Annotated in this window: 13 protein-coding genes; 10 read left to right on the top strand and 3 right to left on the bottom strand. The window is 73.6% G+C overall.

Features of this window, described 5'->3' with window-relative positions; all coding sequences use genetic code 11:
* Positions 1–84: 84 nt before the first annotated feature.
* Positions 85–1,347, bottom strand: a complete 1,263-nt coding sequence (locus ACZ6AA_RS36800; protein WP_468450160.1) for a PucR-like N-terminal domain-containing protein — start codon at positions 1,345–1,347, stop codon at positions 85–87.
* 50 nt (positions 1,348–1,397) lie between these two features.
* On the bottom strand, positions 1,398–1,550 hold the full coding sequence (locus ACZ6AA_RS36795; protein WP_193560699.1) for a hypothetical protein: 153 nt from the start codon (positions 1,548–1,550) through the stop codon (positions 1,398–1,400).
* A gap of 251 nt (positions 1,551–1,801) precedes the next feature.
* Between ACZ6AA_RS36795 and pgfA the strand changes: the two genes are divergently transcribed.
* The 10 genes from pgfA to ACZ6AA_RS36745 all read left to right on the top strand — a co-directional run bounded on the left by pgfA (position 1,802) and on the right by ACZ6AA_RS36745 (position 14,672).
* On the top strand, positions 1,802–2,833 hold the full coding sequence (gene pgfA, locus ACZ6AA_RS36790) for a cell envelope lipid trafficking protein PgfA (protein WP_468449536.1): 1,032 nt from the start codon (positions 1,802–1,804) through the stop codon (positions 2,831–2,833).
* A gap of 373 nt (positions 2,834–3,206) precedes the next feature.
* On the top strand, positions 3,207–4,376 hold the full coding sequence (locus ACZ6AA_RS36785) for a glycosyltransferase family 4 protein (RefSeq protein WP_468449537.1): 1,170 nt from the start codon (positions 3,207–3,209) through the stop codon (positions 4,374–4,376).
* Complete coding sequence (locus tag ACZ6AA_RS36780; RefSeq protein ID WP_468449538.1) at positions 4,373–5,092, top strand: class I SAM-dependent methyltransferase; 720 nt, start codon at positions 4,373–4,375, stop codon at positions 5,090–5,092. The genes ACZ6AA_RS36785 and ACZ6AA_RS36780 overlap by 4 nt, the downstream gene beginning before the upstream one ends.
* Positions 5,089–9,816, top strand: a complete 4,728-nt coding sequence (locus ACZ6AA_RS36775; protein ID WP_471462842.1) for an alpha-(1->3)-arabinofuranosyltransferase domain-containing protein — start codon at positions 5,089–5,091, stop codon at positions 9,814–9,816. The genes ACZ6AA_RS36780 and ACZ6AA_RS36775 overlap by 4 nt, the downstream gene beginning before the upstream one ends.
* Positions 9,813–11,258, top strand: coding sequence for a condensation protein (locus ACZ6AA_RS36770; protein ID WP_471462840.1), 1,446 nt, complete (start codon positions 9,813–9,815; stop codon positions 11,256–11,258). The genes ACZ6AA_RS36775 and ACZ6AA_RS36770 overlap by 4 nt, the downstream gene beginning before the upstream one ends.
* Positions 11,255–12,040: a class I SAM-dependent methyltransferase gene (locus ACZ6AA_RS36765; protein ID WP_471462838.1), complete on the top strand. Its 786-nt coding sequence runs from the start codon at positions 11,255–11,257 to the stop codon at positions 12,038–12,040. Before ACZ6AA_RS36770 ends, ACZ6AA_RS36765 begins: the two co-directional genes overlap by 4 nt.
* A 14-nt stretch (positions 12,041–12,054) precedes the next feature.
* Positions 12,055–12,981 (top strand): hypothetical protein, encoded by a 927-nt coding sequence (locus tag ACZ6AA_RS36760; RefSeq protein ID WP_468450162.1) that lies wholly within the window; start codon positions 12,055–12,057, stop codon positions 12,979–12,981.
* Positions 12,981–13,238: a Trm112 family protein gene (locus tag ACZ6AA_RS36755; protein ID WP_468449542.1), complete on the top strand. Its 258-nt coding sequence runs from the start codon at positions 12,981–12,983 to the stop codon at positions 13,236–13,238. Before ACZ6AA_RS36760 ends, ACZ6AA_RS36755 begins: the two co-directional genes overlap by 1 nt.
* Positions 13,235–14,059, top strand: coding sequence for an FkbM family methyltransferase (locus ACZ6AA_RS36750; RefSeq protein WP_468480890.1), 825 nt, complete (start codon positions 13,235–13,237; stop codon positions 14,057–14,059). The genes ACZ6AA_RS36755 and ACZ6AA_RS36750 overlap by 4 nt, the downstream gene beginning before the upstream one ends.
* Complete coding sequence (locus ACZ6AA_RS36745) at positions 14,040–14,672, top strand: hypothetical protein (protein ID WP_471462836.1); 633 nt, start codon at positions 14,040–14,042, stop codon at positions 14,670–14,672. Before ACZ6AA_RS36750 ends, ACZ6AA_RS36745 begins: the two co-directional genes overlap by 20 nt.
* Before the next feature lie 126 nt (positions 14,673–14,798).
* Here the strand turns inward: ACZ6AA_RS36745 and ACZ6AA_RS36740 are convergent, their stop codons facing one another.
* Positions 14,799–15,701, bottom strand: coding sequence for an ATP-grasp domain-containing protein (locus ACZ6AA_RS36740; protein WP_468449545.1), 903 nt, complete (start codon positions 15,699–15,701; stop codon positions 14,799–14,801).
* Between the last annotated feature and the right edge of the window lie 48 nt (positions 15,702–15,749).

Genomic DNA, 15,749 nt, shown 5'->3' with positions numbered 1-15,749 from the left:
GAACCGGGGTTCGACTCCTGTCCGGCCGAAGGGGAGCCGGGAGTTCGACCCGGTCCGGCCGGAGCGTCGGGCCCGGACGCCCCCTCACGCCCTCCCGAGTTCCCCCCGCAGCCTGCGCGCCCGCAGCACCAGTTCCAGCTCGAAGCGGCGGTCGGGGTCGTCGACCTCGTCGCCCCACAGCTCCCTGATCTGGCGCAGCCGGTAGCGCACGGTTTGCGGATGCACACCGAGTCGGGCGGCCACCTCGGGGGCGCCACCGCGCGTTTCCAGCCAGGCGAGCAGGGTCTGGGCGAGGCGGCGGCCGTGCGCCGGGCCGCAGTGGTCGAGGGGGGCGAGGCAGCGCCGGGACAGGTCCTCGATCAGCTCCTCGGGCTGGAGCAGGACCAGGGCCTCGGTGTGCTCGGTGCAGTACAGGACCTCGCCGGAGGGCAGCAGCCCGCGTCCCATCAGGGCGACCGCGGCCTCCGCCCAGCGCAGCGACTTGGCGGCGTCGGCGAGCGGCACGGGCGGGCCGATGGCCCCCGACCAGCCGGTCATGGCGCGGCGGAGCAGTTCGGGGCGGCCCGCGGCGTCCGGGTCGGGCACGACCATGCGGGGCTGCTCGGCCTCCATGTCGAGCAGCACGCCCTCGCCGACGGCGGGGGCCACGGCCTCGCGGGCGGGGCGCAGGAGCACGCCAACGGCGACCCGCTCGGGCAGCTGCCAGCCGACGCGGGCGGCCCGCTCGTCCAGGCCGTTCTCGGCGCCGAGCGCGGAGGCCGCGGAGGTGTCGGGGCGCCGCTCGGACAGCAGCAGCTCCATGAGTTTGCGTTGCAGACGCAGCCGCTCACCGGCCTGCCGGGCGGCGGCCTCCGCATAGCCGCGTACCGACTGGTCCACCAGGCCGTCGAGGTACTCGAAGCCGGATTCGGCCAGCTCGTACATCGCCGGGGGCGGGATCTCGGTCTGCTGGCCGATCTCGGCCAGTCGGCGCCAGGCGAGCCGGACGCCGAGGCGGTAGATGGCCTGGAGGGAGTCGAGGCTGCGGCCGTGCAGGCCCTCGCCGCGGCCGAATTCCTGGAAGACCTCGGGGTGGTAGCGCGGCCGGCCCTCCCGGGTGGCGAGCTGCTGCACGAAGCCCTCCAGGGCGCGACGGATCCCGATGAGCGCCATCGGCTCGCCGGAGTCGTCGAGAACGACCGGCAGGCCGGGGTACTCTGCCCGGATTTCGCGCAGGATGTCCTGGGCGAGGATGGGCACTTCCTCCAGGGCGAGCGCGGCGAATCTGCGCACCTGGAGGGGCGGGACATCGCGCCAGGCGGAGCGCTGGTGCGCGGAGCCCGGGGTTCCGGGAGCGCCGTCCGAGATGTTCTCGGGCGCGCTCTCGGAGAGGCTTTCGGAGATGGCGGCCACGTCGGTCACTGGTCCCGCTCGGGCGACTCGTAGTGCACGAGCGGCCGGTTCGGCTGGTCGGGCGTGGCGTTCAGGAGCGCCACGATGCCGAGGGCGGCGCCCACGGCGAGAGCCGCGGCGGCCGCGACGGTCAGCGTGGCGGCGAGCAGTCGGTGCATACAGGGTCAGCCTCTCTGCTGGAGGTCGTCCCCACCCCGCTCCGCAGGAGGACAGTGTCAACAACGCATTGACACTGCGTCAAGGGTCCGCCTACGTTCGCGGCTCATACGGACCAGTAACTCCGTGGAAACAGCGCCGCAGCATTTCGGGCAATCCGGCGGCCGCAGCACCGCAGCAGTGCCCTAACTCGTCGGTAATCCAGCACAGTTGACCGACCGACCCCTGTTCGCCCTCACGGCAGGAGCGCCGGATGCGCCGTACAGCTTCGCCCTTGTCCCTGGTCCTGCTCGGCCTGGGCGCTTTTCTGCTCGTCCTGGCCCCGATGCTGGCCTGGTACGTCGAGCCGCGTGCGAAACGCACGCCCATTGATGTCGATCAGATAACGGTCTTCAAGGGGACCGGCAGCTATTTCGACACCGGAAAGATCAAAACCGTCACCGGCCAGGACCTGACCATCACCCGGCAGGTGCGCGGCGACGTCGCCGACAGCGAGAAGTCGGGGCGGGCGATCTGGGACGTTTCGACCTCCGTCGACCCCGACAAGTCGCTGCCCGCGGCCGATCCGCACGACTCGCTCCAGTGGACCCTGGAGCGCTGGGTGACCGACCGGAAGACCAACAAACCGGTGCATTGCTGCGGCGAGAAGCCGTACTTCGAGGGGGAGGCGTATCTGAAGTTCCCCTTCGACGTCGAGAAGCGCACCTACCAGTGGTGGGACAGCACGCTCGGCGCGACCGTGCCGCTGTCCTACCAGGGCAAGAAGAAGATCCAGGGCTACGAGGGCCTGCGCTTCACCGGCACCGTGAAGGCCACCAGGACCGGCACCCGCCAGGTCCCCGGCCGCCTCGTCGGCCAGCCCAGGCGCAGCCAGGTCATGGCCGAGGAGTGGTACGCCAACCACGGCATCGAACTGGTCGCCGACCAGCGCACGGGCCGGATCATCTACGCGGCGATCGGCCCCCGCAAGACGCTGCGCGCACCCGGCGGCAAGAAGGACGTGACCGTGCTGCTCGACAGCGAGCGGATCGGGTTCACCAAGAAGACCCAGCAGAAGCAGGTGGACCTCGCGGACGACGACAGCTCCCGTCTGAAGCTGGTCGGCGAGACGTTGCCGCTGGTCTCCGTGGTTCTCGGCGGGGCGCTCGCGATCCTCGGCGGGGTGCTCGTGCTGCGTGGCCGGAAGACGGACACGAACGGCTCGGGGAGGGACGGTGAAGGACCGGATTCGATGGGTCCACATTCCGATACGTCCCCAAATTCCCTGCAACCCACCACGATGTGATGAGACGTCAGCGTCAAGAAGGGCCGAAATTGTCACCCCGGTGAGTAGCCGCACCGTTCGGTGCGGCGAAAACTGTCCACTCCACCCAGACACAGTCCCCGCACAGTCCCAGCACAACGGCTGCGCAAGCCACCCGGTGTTTTCCGTCCCCGGAGCACCGGAGTCCCGCCCCGCACGCCGGGACCGACCCCGGTCCCGGCAGCACCTTCCGTACCACCGGCCGCACCGCCGGCCGCACCACCCGCACCACCCCGTAGCACCCGGCACCACCTCGCACCACGGATCCATTCGCGCCACCCGTTCCACCGGGCCCCACCCCGGATCCACCCGAACTCCCCCACAGTTCCGCACCCCGAGACGAGTTGGAGCACCTATGCCCCAGCACGTGCCGTCGTCGCTGCGCCAGGTCGCATCACGGCCCGCGTGGCCCCTTCCGGCGCTCCCCCCACAGCCGCGCCGGATCGCCTTCCTCGCCCGCCGCGACCTGGGAAACCCGGCCGCAGGCGGCTCCGAACTCCTTGTCGACAAGCTGGCCGACGGGCTGACCGCGCACGGCCATCAGGTCACCCTGCTGTGCGGCGGCCCCGCCGCCTACCGCGACTACCGCGTGGTGTCGGCGGGCGGCGACCTCGGCCACTACCTGCGCGCCCGGTCGGCGTTCACCCGCCAGATCGGCGACACCGACCTGCTGGTCGAGGTCTGCAACGGCATGCCCTACCTCGCCCCGCTGTGGCACCGCGGCCCCACCCTGTGCCTGGTCAACCACGTCCACACCGAGCTGTGGTCGATGCGCTTCCAGGGACCGCTCGCCCCGGCCGCGCGCCTCGGGCGGCGCCTGGAGCACTGGGCCCTCTCGGGCGCCCAGCGCGGCAATCTCCTGGTCGCCGTGTCGCCGTCGACCGCGACGGCCCTGCAGGACCTCGGCGTCGAGCCCGACCGCATCCGCGTCGTGCACAACGGCGTGGAGGAGCCCGGGCCGCTGCACGAGCGCTCCGACGAACCGCTGTTCCTGGCCATGGGACGGCTCGTCGAGTACAAGCGCGTCGATCTGCTGCTGCGGCTGTGGGAGCGGGTCCGCCCCGTCACCGGCGGCCGTCTGGTGATCGTCGGCGACGGCCCCGAGCGGGAGCGCCTGGAGCGGATGGCAGGACCCGGCGTGCAGTTCACCGGCCATGTCCCGGAGGCCGAGAAGCACCGGCTGCTGTGCGAGTCGTGGCTGCTGCTGCACCCCTCGGCCGTCGAGGGCTGGGGCCTGGTCGTCACCGAGGCAGCGGCGCGCGCGACGCCCGCGATCGGCTTCGACGTACCCGGCGTACGCGACTCCATAGAAGACGGTGTGACCGGGCTGCTCGCCCACGGCGAGAGCGCCTTCGCCGCCCACTGGTGCACGCTCGCGCTCAGCGCCGAGCGGCGCCGGGCCTTCGGCAAGGCCGCGGCGGAGCGCGCCGCGCACTTCCGCTGGGCGAACACGGTGCGCCAGTTCCGCGCGGTGGCCGCGGAGGCCGTCGCCGCGCACGAGCCGCCGGTGAAGGGGTCTGCGTGAGGGACCCGTCGCTGCGCCGCTCCGTGACCCTGTTCCGGGCCTTCCTGCGCGAACAGCAGGAGCCGGAGAAGTGCTACGCGCTGCTCGCCCGAGACGCCGCCGACCAGGTCGAGCGGCACCTGCCCGTCAAGGACCGGGTGGTCGTCGACGTGGGCGGCGGCGGTGGCTACTTCACCGAGGAGTTCCAGCGGCGCGGCGCGCAGGCCTACCTCTTCGAGCCCGACCCGCACGAACTCGGCGCGAAGCCGCCCGAGGGCTCCGTGGTCGCCGACGGCTATCTGCTGCCCCTCGCGGACGGCGTCGCCGACGTCACGTTCTCCTCGAACGTCCTGGAGCACGTCGACGACCCCGGCACCTTCCTCAGCGAGATGGTGCGGGTCACCCGGCCCGGCGGTCTCATCTACGTGGCGTTCACCAACTGGTACTCCCCCTGGGGCGGCCACGAGTGGGCGCCCCTGCACTACTTCGGCGCCGAGCGGGCCCGTGCCCGCTACGAGCGCCGCACCGGAAAACCCGCCAAGCACAAGCTCGGCGAGAACCTCTTCGCCCACCACGTCGGACCCACGCTCAGACAGGTGCGGGCCCGCGACGACGTCACGGTCGTCTCGGCCCGCTCCCGCTACTGGCCGTTCTGGGCCGAAACGGTCGCGAAGGTCCCAGGAGTGCGCGAAGTCGCCACCTGGAACCTCCTCCTCATCCTCAGGCGGTGTCCATGACCACCACGGTCCAGTCCCCACCCCCGGCGGCCCTGAAGCCGACGGCGCCCGCGCCCGAACCCGGGCGCGGGCCGCGCTCACGGCGCTGGCTCGCCGGGTTCTGGGCCGTGGTGTTCGTGTGCTTCCTCGCCGTGAAACCGGGGCGGATGACGTTCGACACCAAGCTCGGTGTCGCCGTCGACCCCTGGCAGTTCCTCTCCGATCTCGGCCAGCTCTGGCACGACCGGGGCGGCTTCGGCGGCATCCAGGACCAGTACATCGGCTACGCCTTCCCGATGCTGCCGTTCTACGCCCTGGCCGACCTCCTGCAACTGCCGGTGTGGCTGGCCGAGCGGCTCTGGATGTCGGTGATCGTCGCGGTCGCCTTCTGGGGTGCGCTGCGGCTCGCGGAACGCCTGAACATCGGCAGCAGCGGCTCGCGGCTGCTCGGTGCGGTCGTGTACGCGCTGTGGCCGACGTTCACCGTCGTGGTCGGGTCGACGTCGGCGGCGGCGCTGCCCGGCGCGTTCCTGCCGTGGGTGCTCATCCCGCTGACCAACGACCGCGTGACCGCGCGGATCGCGGCGTTCCGCTCGGCGCTCTTCATTCCGTTCATGGGCGGGGTGAACGCGGCGTCGACGCTGGCGTCGCTGCTGCCCGTGGCCCTCTATCTGCTGTCGCGGCCGAACGGCCCGCGCAAGCGCAAACTCATCACCTGGTGGGTGCCCGGCGTCATCCTGGCCACCGCCTGGTGGGTGGTGCCGCTGCTCCTGCTCGGCTTCTACGGCGAGAACTTCCTGCCGTACGTGGAGAACTCGGCGACCACGACCGGCACCATGTCGGCCACCGAGACGCTGCGCGGCGCCGGGAACTGGGTGGCGTACCTGCACTTCGGTGAGGCCTGGCTGCCCGCCGGGTGGACCGTCGCGACGTCCGTGATCGCCGTCGTCTGCTCGGCATTCGCCGCGGCCCTCGGCCTCGCCGGGCTGGCGCGGCGCGATCTGCCGGAGCGGCGCTGGCTGGTGCTCACGGTCCTGTCCGTCGCGCTCGTCACCCTCGCCGGGTACGGCGGCGTGTTCGGCGCGCCCTTCCACGGCACCGTGCAGGACTGGCTGAACGGCGGCCTCGTACCGTTCCGCAACATCTACAAGTTCCAGACCGGACTCGCGCTCGCCCTGGCCTTCGGCCTCGCCCACCTGGTGGGTGTGGCGGGGCGGGCACGCGGGGCGCGGCCGGTGCGCGGGCGGCGGTACGCGCCGCTCGTGGCCGCCGTCCTGGTGCTTCCGGGGCTCGCCTGGCCGTACCTCAACGGCTCGATCCTGCAGCCGGGTTCGTTCCAGAAGCTGCCGAACTACTGGGACACGACGGCCGAGTGGCTGGACAAGTACTCCCCGGACTCGCGCGCCCTGGTCGTGCCCGCGACCGCGCACGGCATCTACACCTGGGGCTCCCCCATCGACCAGCCGCTCGACGTGCTCGCCGAGTCCCGCTGGGCCCAGCGCGACTACGTGCCGTTCGGCACCAAGGGCAACCGGCGCGCCATGGACGCCGTCGAGCAGGCCCTGATGACCGGCGGACAAGTCCCCGGCCTGCGCGACTACTTGACGCGCGCGGGGCTCTACTACGTCGTCGTGCGCAACGACCTCGACCCCGACCAGATCGGCTACGTCCCGACCGCGACCGTCAAGCGCACCCTGGAGGAGTCCGGGTTCAAGCGGGTCACCGGGTTCGGGCCGACCGAGACCGGGGGGCGGATCGCCGACGACACGCCGGTGCAGGTCGAGGGCCTGTACCCGCGCCAGCGCGCGGTCGAGATCTACGCGCCCGGCGACGGCGCCCAGCGCCCCGGCCAGGCGGGCCTGAAGCCGGTGGCCAACACGGCCGTCGTCAGCGGCGGCCCCGAGGCGCTGCTCCCGCTGTCCGCCGACCCGGAGATGAAGGACCGTCCGGCCGTCCTGACCGGCGACAACCACCCGGGCCTCGGCTCGCCGCCCGCCCTGCAGGCGGTCGGTGACGGGCTGCGCCGTGCCGACACGCGCTTCGGCCTGGTCAACACCAACACCTCGTACCCGTACACCAAGGACGAGAAGAACGCGCCGGACGCGCTCCAGGACGGCGGCGAGAAGCCGCGGCAGATCCTGCCGACCAAGGGAGTCAAGCACCAGACCGTCGCGGAGCTGCGCGGCGCCAAGTCCGTGACGGCGTCCAGCTACGGCAACTGGCTGTTCCACCTGCCGCAGTTCGACCCGGTGAACGCCTTCGACGGCAACCCGAACACGGCCTGGACGGAAGGCAACCCGGGCAGCCCGGACGACGAGTGGATCAAGGCGGAGTTCACGAAGAAGACCGCCATCCCGTCGTCGATCAAGGTGACGCCGCTGCCGCAGCAGGGCGTGCGGTCCGCGCCGACGAAGGTGCGCGTGGAGACCGAACAGGGCGAGGCCGTCTCGTACCTGCGGACCGACGGCCAGACGCAGCGCGTCAAGGTCAAGCCGGGCGACTCCTCGTGGCTGAAGCTGACCATCCTGGACGCGCAGGTCGCCACCAAGGGCCTGACCGGCGCCGGGTTCTCGGAGATCAGCATCCCCAAGGTGCAGGTCACCAAGCTGCTGCGGATGCCTGCCGACACCGCGGGCACCGACGGCGCGGACGCCGACGCCACGACGTACTCCATGCACCGCTCGGCCGACCAGTCCGGTCTGTCGCCGGTGACCTCAGAGGCCGGGCTGCACCGCCGCTTCACCACGACGGGCGACGGCAGCTACAAGGTCAAGGCGAGCGCGGTCGCCGTCCCCGGCCAGGGGCTCGACGAACTCCTCTACAAGGTGGCGCCCGACCAGCGCGAGCAGATCATCGCCACCGCCGACTCGACGTCCGAACTCGGCGGGCTCTCACCGCGCAACCTGACCGACGGCGATCTCACGACCGCCTGGATCGCGGGCGACAAGCCGGTCATCCATCTGCGGTGGCCCGGCAAGGTGTCCGTCGGCGAGATCGTGCTGCCGCCCGCGGGCGGTCTCTCCACCCGTCCCGAGAAGATCGAGATCAGCTCTCCGGACGGCGCGGCGACCGCCGGTGTCGACGAGAACGGCAACGCCCGCTTCACGCCGATCGTCACCGACCGCCTCGACATCACCATCACGAAGACGGCGCCGCTCACCCTGCACAACCCGGTGGCGGACGAGAAGCTGCAACTGCCCGTCGGCCTCACCGAGGCCTACGTCCCGGCGCTCGACAAGTTCCGCACCAAGCAGCCCGACCCCGACCGCACCTTCGAACTCGCCTGCGGCGAGGGCCCGGCGGTGTCGGTCGACGGCAAGCTGTACGCGACGAGCGCCGAGGGCACCGTGCGGGACCTGGTGGACCGGCGGCCCGTCGACCTGACGCTGTGCGACGACAACAAGAAGCAGACGTCGGTGGACCTCGCCGCCGGACAGCACCGCGTGGAGGCCGGTGACGAGGGCCCGCTCGCCGTCACCGACGTCTCCCTCACCCGCGGCACCCCGGGCACGCTCGTCACCAAGGCCCGCGAGCTGAAGATCAACGACTGGCTCGGCGACCGCCGCGAGGTGACCGTCGGCGACGGCGCCTCCCAGTACCTGACGACGTACGAGAACGTCAACGACGGCTGGAAGGCCACCCTGAACGGCAAGGAGCTGCGCTCGGTGCGGCTCGACGGCTGGCAGCAGGGCTGGCTCGTCCCGGCCGGCGAGGGCGGCACGATCAAGCTCAGCTACGAGCCGTCCACGGCGTACGAGGCCGGGCTCATCGGCGGTGGCGTGGGCGTCCTCGCCCTGGTGGGCCTCGTGTTCGTGCGGCGCCGCGAGCCGAACCCGGACGGGCCCGGCGTGACCCCGCCGGGGCCGGGGCCGGTGCTCGGCACGGTGGTCCTCACGCTGGTGGCCGTGGTCGTCGCGGGCTGGTTCGCCGTGCTCGTGCCCGTCCTCGCGCTGCTCGCCTGGCGGCGGCAGACGCTGCTCGTACCGGTCGCGTTCCTGGCCATGGCCGGGGCCGGCGTCGCCGCCGCGACCGGCGCGGGCGAGGCCGCCGCCGCGGACCAGGGCGCCTTCGGGCACACGGCCCAAGTCCTCGCGTTCGTCGCGCTGTTCGCGGCGCTGGTGAGCGTGCGGGACGGGGCCGACGCACGGGGTGCGGTGGCCGCTGGGGCCGGAGGCTCTGGGGGTGCCGGTGGTGCCGGGGATCCTTGGCGCACCGGTGGTCCTGGGAGTGCCGCGGGTGTGGGCAGTCCGGTGGGGCCGGGTGGTCCCGGTGGCCCTGGTGGTCCGGCCGGGTCCGGTGGCTTCGCCGGTCCTGCTGGTCCCGCCGGTCCCGGGAGTTCGGGCGGAGCCCCGCCCGTGCCGCCCCACCCGCAGGGCTCCCCCGACGCCGTGACGATGCCGCTCGGTCCGGACCGTGACCTGGGCGGACCGACGGCGCCACCGCTGCCGCACCGCAGGCGCGGGGACGGAACCGACGGAGCCGACGGCCCTGACGGCGGCGACGGCGCGACCGAGGCCGCCGCGCCCGGATCGCCCGGCGCGCCCGAGCCCGACGCGTCCCCGGCCGTCCCCCCGTACAGCGCCGGACCGACCCTGTCGGCCCGCGGCCCGGACCCGCTCCGCAAGGACACGCCCGGACCGGTGGCGGACTCCCGTCCGGACGACGCTCCCACGGATGAGGGGACCCCCGGCCGGGGTACCCGCTCGGGAGAGGACCCGCGCCCGGGAGAGGACAAGGCACCGTGACCGCCCTGCAACACCCGGCCCGGCGTGCGGACGGCCCCGGCCGTCCGCCGCGCCGGGTGCCGTTCCCCGTCGTCGACGAGGTCGCCCGGCACTGCCTCCAGGAGGAGGAGCCGGAGACCGTCCACATCGAGGTGCACCTGCCGGGAACGCCGGACGCCGAGCGGCTGAAGGCGGCGTTCGGCGAGGCGCTGCGGCGCCACCCGCGCATCCTGGTGCGGGAGGCGCGCGGCCCTTGGTACCGGCGGCGGTACGAGTGGGAGCTGACCGAGGGCCCCGACGTGGAGGTGGTCACGTTCCCGGCGCCGGTGCCGGACGCCCTGAAGCGGGCCCGGGAGCGCGCCCTGTGCGACGCGCCGCCGCTCACCGCGTCCCCGCCGATCCGCCTGGAGGTCGTCGCCGACGCGGACGCGGGCGGCACGTCCAGCGTGCTGTTCCTGACCATCAACCACACCGCGCTCGACGGCCCGGCCTGCCTGCGGGTGCTCGCCACCGCGGCCGAGCTGTACGGCGGCCGGGACAACGCGCCCGCCGCGCCCCCGACCCGTACGCCCGTGTCCCCCGCCGCGTCCGGGACGCCCGCTCAGGGTCCTTCCGGGCTGCCGTCGCCGTGGGCCACGCCCGCGCGGGTCGCCCACGGCGCCCCCGAGCGCGTCCCGGCCGCCCGGCCCGGCGGGGCCGCGCCCGTGCCCGGCACCGGTCTGTCCGGCAACGGCATGCTCGTCGCCGAACTGCCCGTGCCGCGCCGCCCCAAGGGCGCGCCGTACACCGTCAACGACCAGCTGATGGTCGCGACCGCCCTGATGATCGCGCACTGGAACCACGAACACGGCTCCAAGCCGCGGCCGTTGCGCATCACGATGCCCGTCGACGACCGCCCGCGCGACATGACGATGCCCATCGGCAACGGCACCCGCCTCGTCGAAGTGCCTTTCGGTGCGGGCGAGTTGATGCCGCAGGGCGGTGACGGGCGGTCCGGGCCCGACAACCTCGGGCCCGAGGAGATCCACGCGCTGCTGCGCCGCACCTCCGACCGCACCCGCGCCCTCAAGGCCCTGTCGCGGCCGCAGCTCGGCCACGGCGCCGCGCTGCTCACCGCGCCGGTCCTGCCGGTGACGATGCGGGCCGCCGTCACCCGCGGCCTGCGCAGGGCCGCCGGTCCGTGGACGTCGACGACCCTGCTCAGCAACATCGGGCGGGTGCCGTACGCCCTGGACTTCGGGGACGCCGGGGCTGCGACGGCGGTGTGGTTCTCCGCGCCCGCCCGCATGCCGCGCGGCCTCACCGTGACGACCGCGTCCACCGCGGGCCGACTGCACCTGGCCCTGCGCTGGTCGCGGACGCTGCTCAGCCACGGCGACGGGGCCCATCTCCGCGATCTCTTCGAGCACTATCTGCGTGCCACGCAGGACCTCCACCCGACCCCGGAGGACGGCGGCTCATGACGACCACACGCACCACCCCGCACACGGAGGGGACACCGGGCACGGACGGGACGGACGGGGCCCGACGACCTTACGAACTGCGGGACTTCTACGAGAACCCGGACGTGCCCGTGGCGTCCGGCGACGCCCGCAGCCTGCGCCAGGCCCGGATGCTCGCCGCCGCCCTCGGCCCCGCGAGCACGCGCGCCGGAGTCGTGCTCGACATCGGCTGCGGCGACGGCAGCGCCGCCCGCGTCGCCGCGCCGCTGCTCGCCGGACACCGCGTCGTCGGCGTCGACTGGTCCCAGGACGCGCTGCGCCGCGCGAGCGGCCACCTGCCGTACGTCGTACGCGGCGAACTCACCGACGGCGGCCTGCCGTTCGCCGACGGATCGGCGGACGCGGTCCTGTTCAGCGAGGTCATCGAGCACCTCGTGGACCCCGACAGCGCGCTCGACGAGCTGCGCCGCGTGCTGCGGCCCGGCGGCCATCTGATGCTGTCCACGCCCAACCTCGCCGCCTGGTACAACCGCGGGCTGCTGCTCGCGGGCGTGCAGCCGGTGTTCTCCGAGGTGAGCCTGCGCGGCATCCACGGGCGGCCCGGGCGTGAGGTGGTGGGCCATCTGCGGCTGTACACCGCTCGCGCGCTCCGGGAGTTCGTGGCCGCGTCCGGCTTCGACGTCATACGGCTCGCGGGCGCGCCCTTCCACGGCGTGCCGCGGCCGCTGCGCGCCCTGGACCGACTCGCCTGCTCCGTGCCGGGCGCCGCCTCCATCCTGCTGCTGCACGCCCGAAAGGCGTAGCCATGTGGTGGGGTGTGGCCGCGGCGCTGCTCGCGAACCTGCTCTACAGCACCGGCTTCGTCCTGGAGAAGCGGGCGCTCACCGCGATGCCGTCGGTCAGCGTCCGCAACCCGGCCCGGCTGCTCCGCCAGGTGATCTCCAGCCCGCTGTGGATCGGCGGTTCGCTGGCCCTCGCGGCGGGCTTCGGCGCGCAGCTCGTCGTCTACCGGACGCTGCCGATCGCGGCGGCCCAGGGCATCTTCGTCTCCGGGCTCGTGCTGCTCCTGCTCCTGTCGGCGAAGCTGCTCGGCGAGCGCACGTCGGGGCGCGAGCGGTACGCGGTCGGCGCGATCCTCGCCGCGCTCCTGATGGTCGTGCTGTCCCTGAAGGAGGGCACGGACACGGTGGGCCGGGACGCGCCCGCGCCGCTCGTCCTCACGGTCTGCCTGCCGTCGCTCGCGGCCGGTCTGTGGCTGTACGCGTCGGCCGAGCGCCGCACCCGCAGCAAGCACCGCCAGCCGACGACGGGCGTGGAGTACGGCGTCGCCGTGGGCCTGCTCTACGGCGTCAGCTCGCTGGCCATCAAGGGCGTGTCCAGCCATCTGCCCACGGACGGGCACGGCGGCCTGGGCGGCGCCCTGTTCGACCTGCTGCGCTCCCCGTACCCCTATCTGCTGCTCTTCACCGGCGCGTTCGGCCTGATCATGTCGCAGGCGGCGCTCCAGCGGTGCCGGGCCTCACTGATCGTCCCGGTGTGCACGACGGTGACGTCGCTGTTCACCGCCGTGCTCGGGACGCTCGCGTTCGGTGAGGCGCTGCCCCACGACCCGGTGCGGCTCACGCTGCGGGTCGCGGGGACGGTGCTCGCGGTGGCGGTGCTCCTGGTGATGCCCAAGCACGACGACCCCGCACCCGCCCTGCCCGCCGAACCGAATCTGCCACCCAAGGAGCTGATGCCCTGATGAACCCCGACGACCCGCTGCTGAAGATCCTCGCCTGCCCGCTCGACAAGGGCCCGCTGATCCTGCTCGCGCCGGAGGCCACCTTCCCCGCCGACCCGTCACCGGACCCGGCGCCGCTGCCCGAACAGGCCCTGTACAACCCGCGCCTGCACCGCCGCTACCCGATCGTGGACGGCATCCCTCAGCTCCTGCCGTCCTCCGGCGAACAGGTCTCGGAGGACGAGCACGAGCGCCTGCTCAAGCTGATCTCGTCGTGACGCCCGCCGCGCGCAAGACCCTCGCCGCCCGCGTCGCACCCCGCCTTCCGATCCGCGCGGTGGCCGCCCTCGCCCGCCTCGTCTATCCGCGCTTCGAGCCGGAACTGGCCCGCCTCGGCGAGCTGTGCCCGCCCGACTGCGGCACCGCCGTGGACGTCGGCGGCTGGTACGGGCCCTGGTCGCGGCGGCTCGCCCGGCGGGCCCGGCGCGTCGTGACCGTGGAGCCGGTGCCGCATCTGGCGCGGCTGCTCGCGGCGGCCACGCCCGGCAACGTCCGGGTGATCCAGGCGGCGGCGGGCGAGGAGCCCGGCACGGCCCGGCTCTGGCTGCCCGAGGACGACCGGGGCGACCGCGGGGTGTCCTCGCTGGTGCGCAGGGACGGCGTGCACGGCACCGCGCTCGACGTGCCGTGCGTGGCGCTCGACGGTCTCGGCCTGCTCGACGTGCACTTCATCAAGATCGACGTGGACGGCCATGAGCTGCCCGTCCTGCGCGGCGCCCGCGAACTCCTCGACCGGGACCGCCCGGCGCTCTTCGTCGAGCTGGAGGCCCGCATCCAGCCCATCGCCCCGGTCGTCGACCACCTCGCGCACGCGCACGGCTACCGCGGCTGGGTCCTGCCGGACGACGCCTGGCTGCCCCTGGACGCCTTCGACCTGGAGGCGCACCAGCGCGCCACCTCGTACGTCGTGTCGCAGGGCCTGGTGCGGCGCGCGCTGACACCGCGGCGGCCGCGATACGTGAACTCGGTGCTGTTCCTGCCGGACGGGCGGCGTCCGACCGGGCGGGCCGTGCGGGACCATGGGGCGTATGTCCGCTAGCTCCGCCGCCGGGTCCGGTCCGGGTTCCGCACGGCCGCCCGGCCCGTTCACGCCGCTCGACTTCCAGCTGGTCCTGCTGCGCCGCATGGCCGACCACAACCCGGGCCTTGTCGAGGACGCCCGGCACACGCTGGGGGTGTCCATCGCCGACATGCGCGAGGCCAACCGCCGCTGGCAGGCGATGCTGCACGCGCGCAAGGGGCGCGCGGCGGTCTCCCGGTACCGCTCGGTGCTCGGCCCGCCCGAGGCGACGGCGCCCCGGAAGATCGGCGACCTGGAGTGCGAGGCGCTGCTCTGGCCCGTGCCGCTCTGGCCCGACCTGCGCTTCGAGGTGCTGCTCGGGCCGAACGCGGCGGTGTGGAACGAGTGGCTGATCCGCGCCCCCGGCGCCCCTGGGACCGCCCTGCGCACCCTCGCCGACCTCACGCCCTGGTCGTGCACCGTCGACGAGGCGGCCCGCGCCTTCGCGCCCGCACGCCCGATGGAGGGCACGGCGCCGACGCGATGGCGGCTCGCGTTCACCGCGCCGGACGCGGAGTCGGGCGAACGGCGGTGCTGTGTCGCGGAGTTCACGTGGGGGCTGCTGCAGCGGGTGTCGTTCCCGGAGGGGTGAGGCGGGCTCCGGTCCTGCGTGACCCGGGGCTGCCGGGCCGGGCGGGCTCCTGGTGCTACCCGCGCTCCTGGCGCTGCCGGTGCTCCCGGTGCTCCCGGTGCTCCCGGTGCTCCCGGTGCTCCCGGCCTATCGGACGGCCTTGAGGATCAGTTCCGCGACCCGGGGCGCCGAGTCCGGGTGGAGGCCGAGGAAGAGGTTGGGCTCGACGAGTTCGAGCTCCATGACGTGCGGACCACTCCCGTCCCCCTCACCGGCCCTCTCCCCCTCGCCGTCCCCGTCCACGAGGTCCACCCGCGCGTACAGCAGCTCGGGCGAGCCCGGTACCGCCGCCAACGCCCGCTCGGCGACGTCGAGTTCGGCGTCGGTGGGCCGCCAGGGCCGCGGGTCGGGGTGGGACACCTTGTCGGCGTCGTACGCGGTGCCGGGCGCAAGGACCGCGCCCTTCCGTATGGCGTGCAGGAACTGGCCGCCGACGAAGACGAGGGCGCGCTCGCCGGTGACGTCGATGCGCCGCATGTAGGGCTGCACCATGGCGGTGAAGCCCTCCTCGTGCAGGCGGGCGATGTGCGCGCGGGCGGCGTCCCGCTCTTCCGCGCGGTACCTGGCCGCGTACCGCGCCCCGGCCCCGGACGTGGGCTTGACGACGAACTCCCGGCCGGCGGGCGGGAGTTCGTCGCCGTCTCCGGGCGCACGGTAGGCCGTGCGGACGGTGGGCACCCCGGCCGCGGCCAGCTCGCCCACGTACCGCTTGTCGGTGTTCCAGCGCACGACGTCCGCGGGGTTGGCGAGGCGGGTGAGCCGGGCGCACCGGTCGGCCCACGCCACGTACTCCTCGGCGCGCCAGCTGTAGTCCCAGGTGGAGCGGATCATCGCGAGGTCGAATCCGGCCCAGTCGACGTCCGGGTCGTCCCAGCCGACGATCCGGACCTCGGCGCCCGCCTCGTCCAGGGCCCGCGCGAGCACCGGCAGATCACGGTCGTGCTCCGGCTGCGGACGGCGGGTGACGAGCGCGATGCGGGGGCCTGCCACGGGGACTCCTTCTCCGTACGCGCGTCGCACGCGCTCTTCGTACGCGGT

The sequence above is a fragment of the Streptomyces sp. NPDC040610 genome (genome assembly GCF_055594065.1).
Note: the sequence above shows the minus strand (reverse complement) of the source record. Positions and strands in the feature narration are given on the sequence as shown.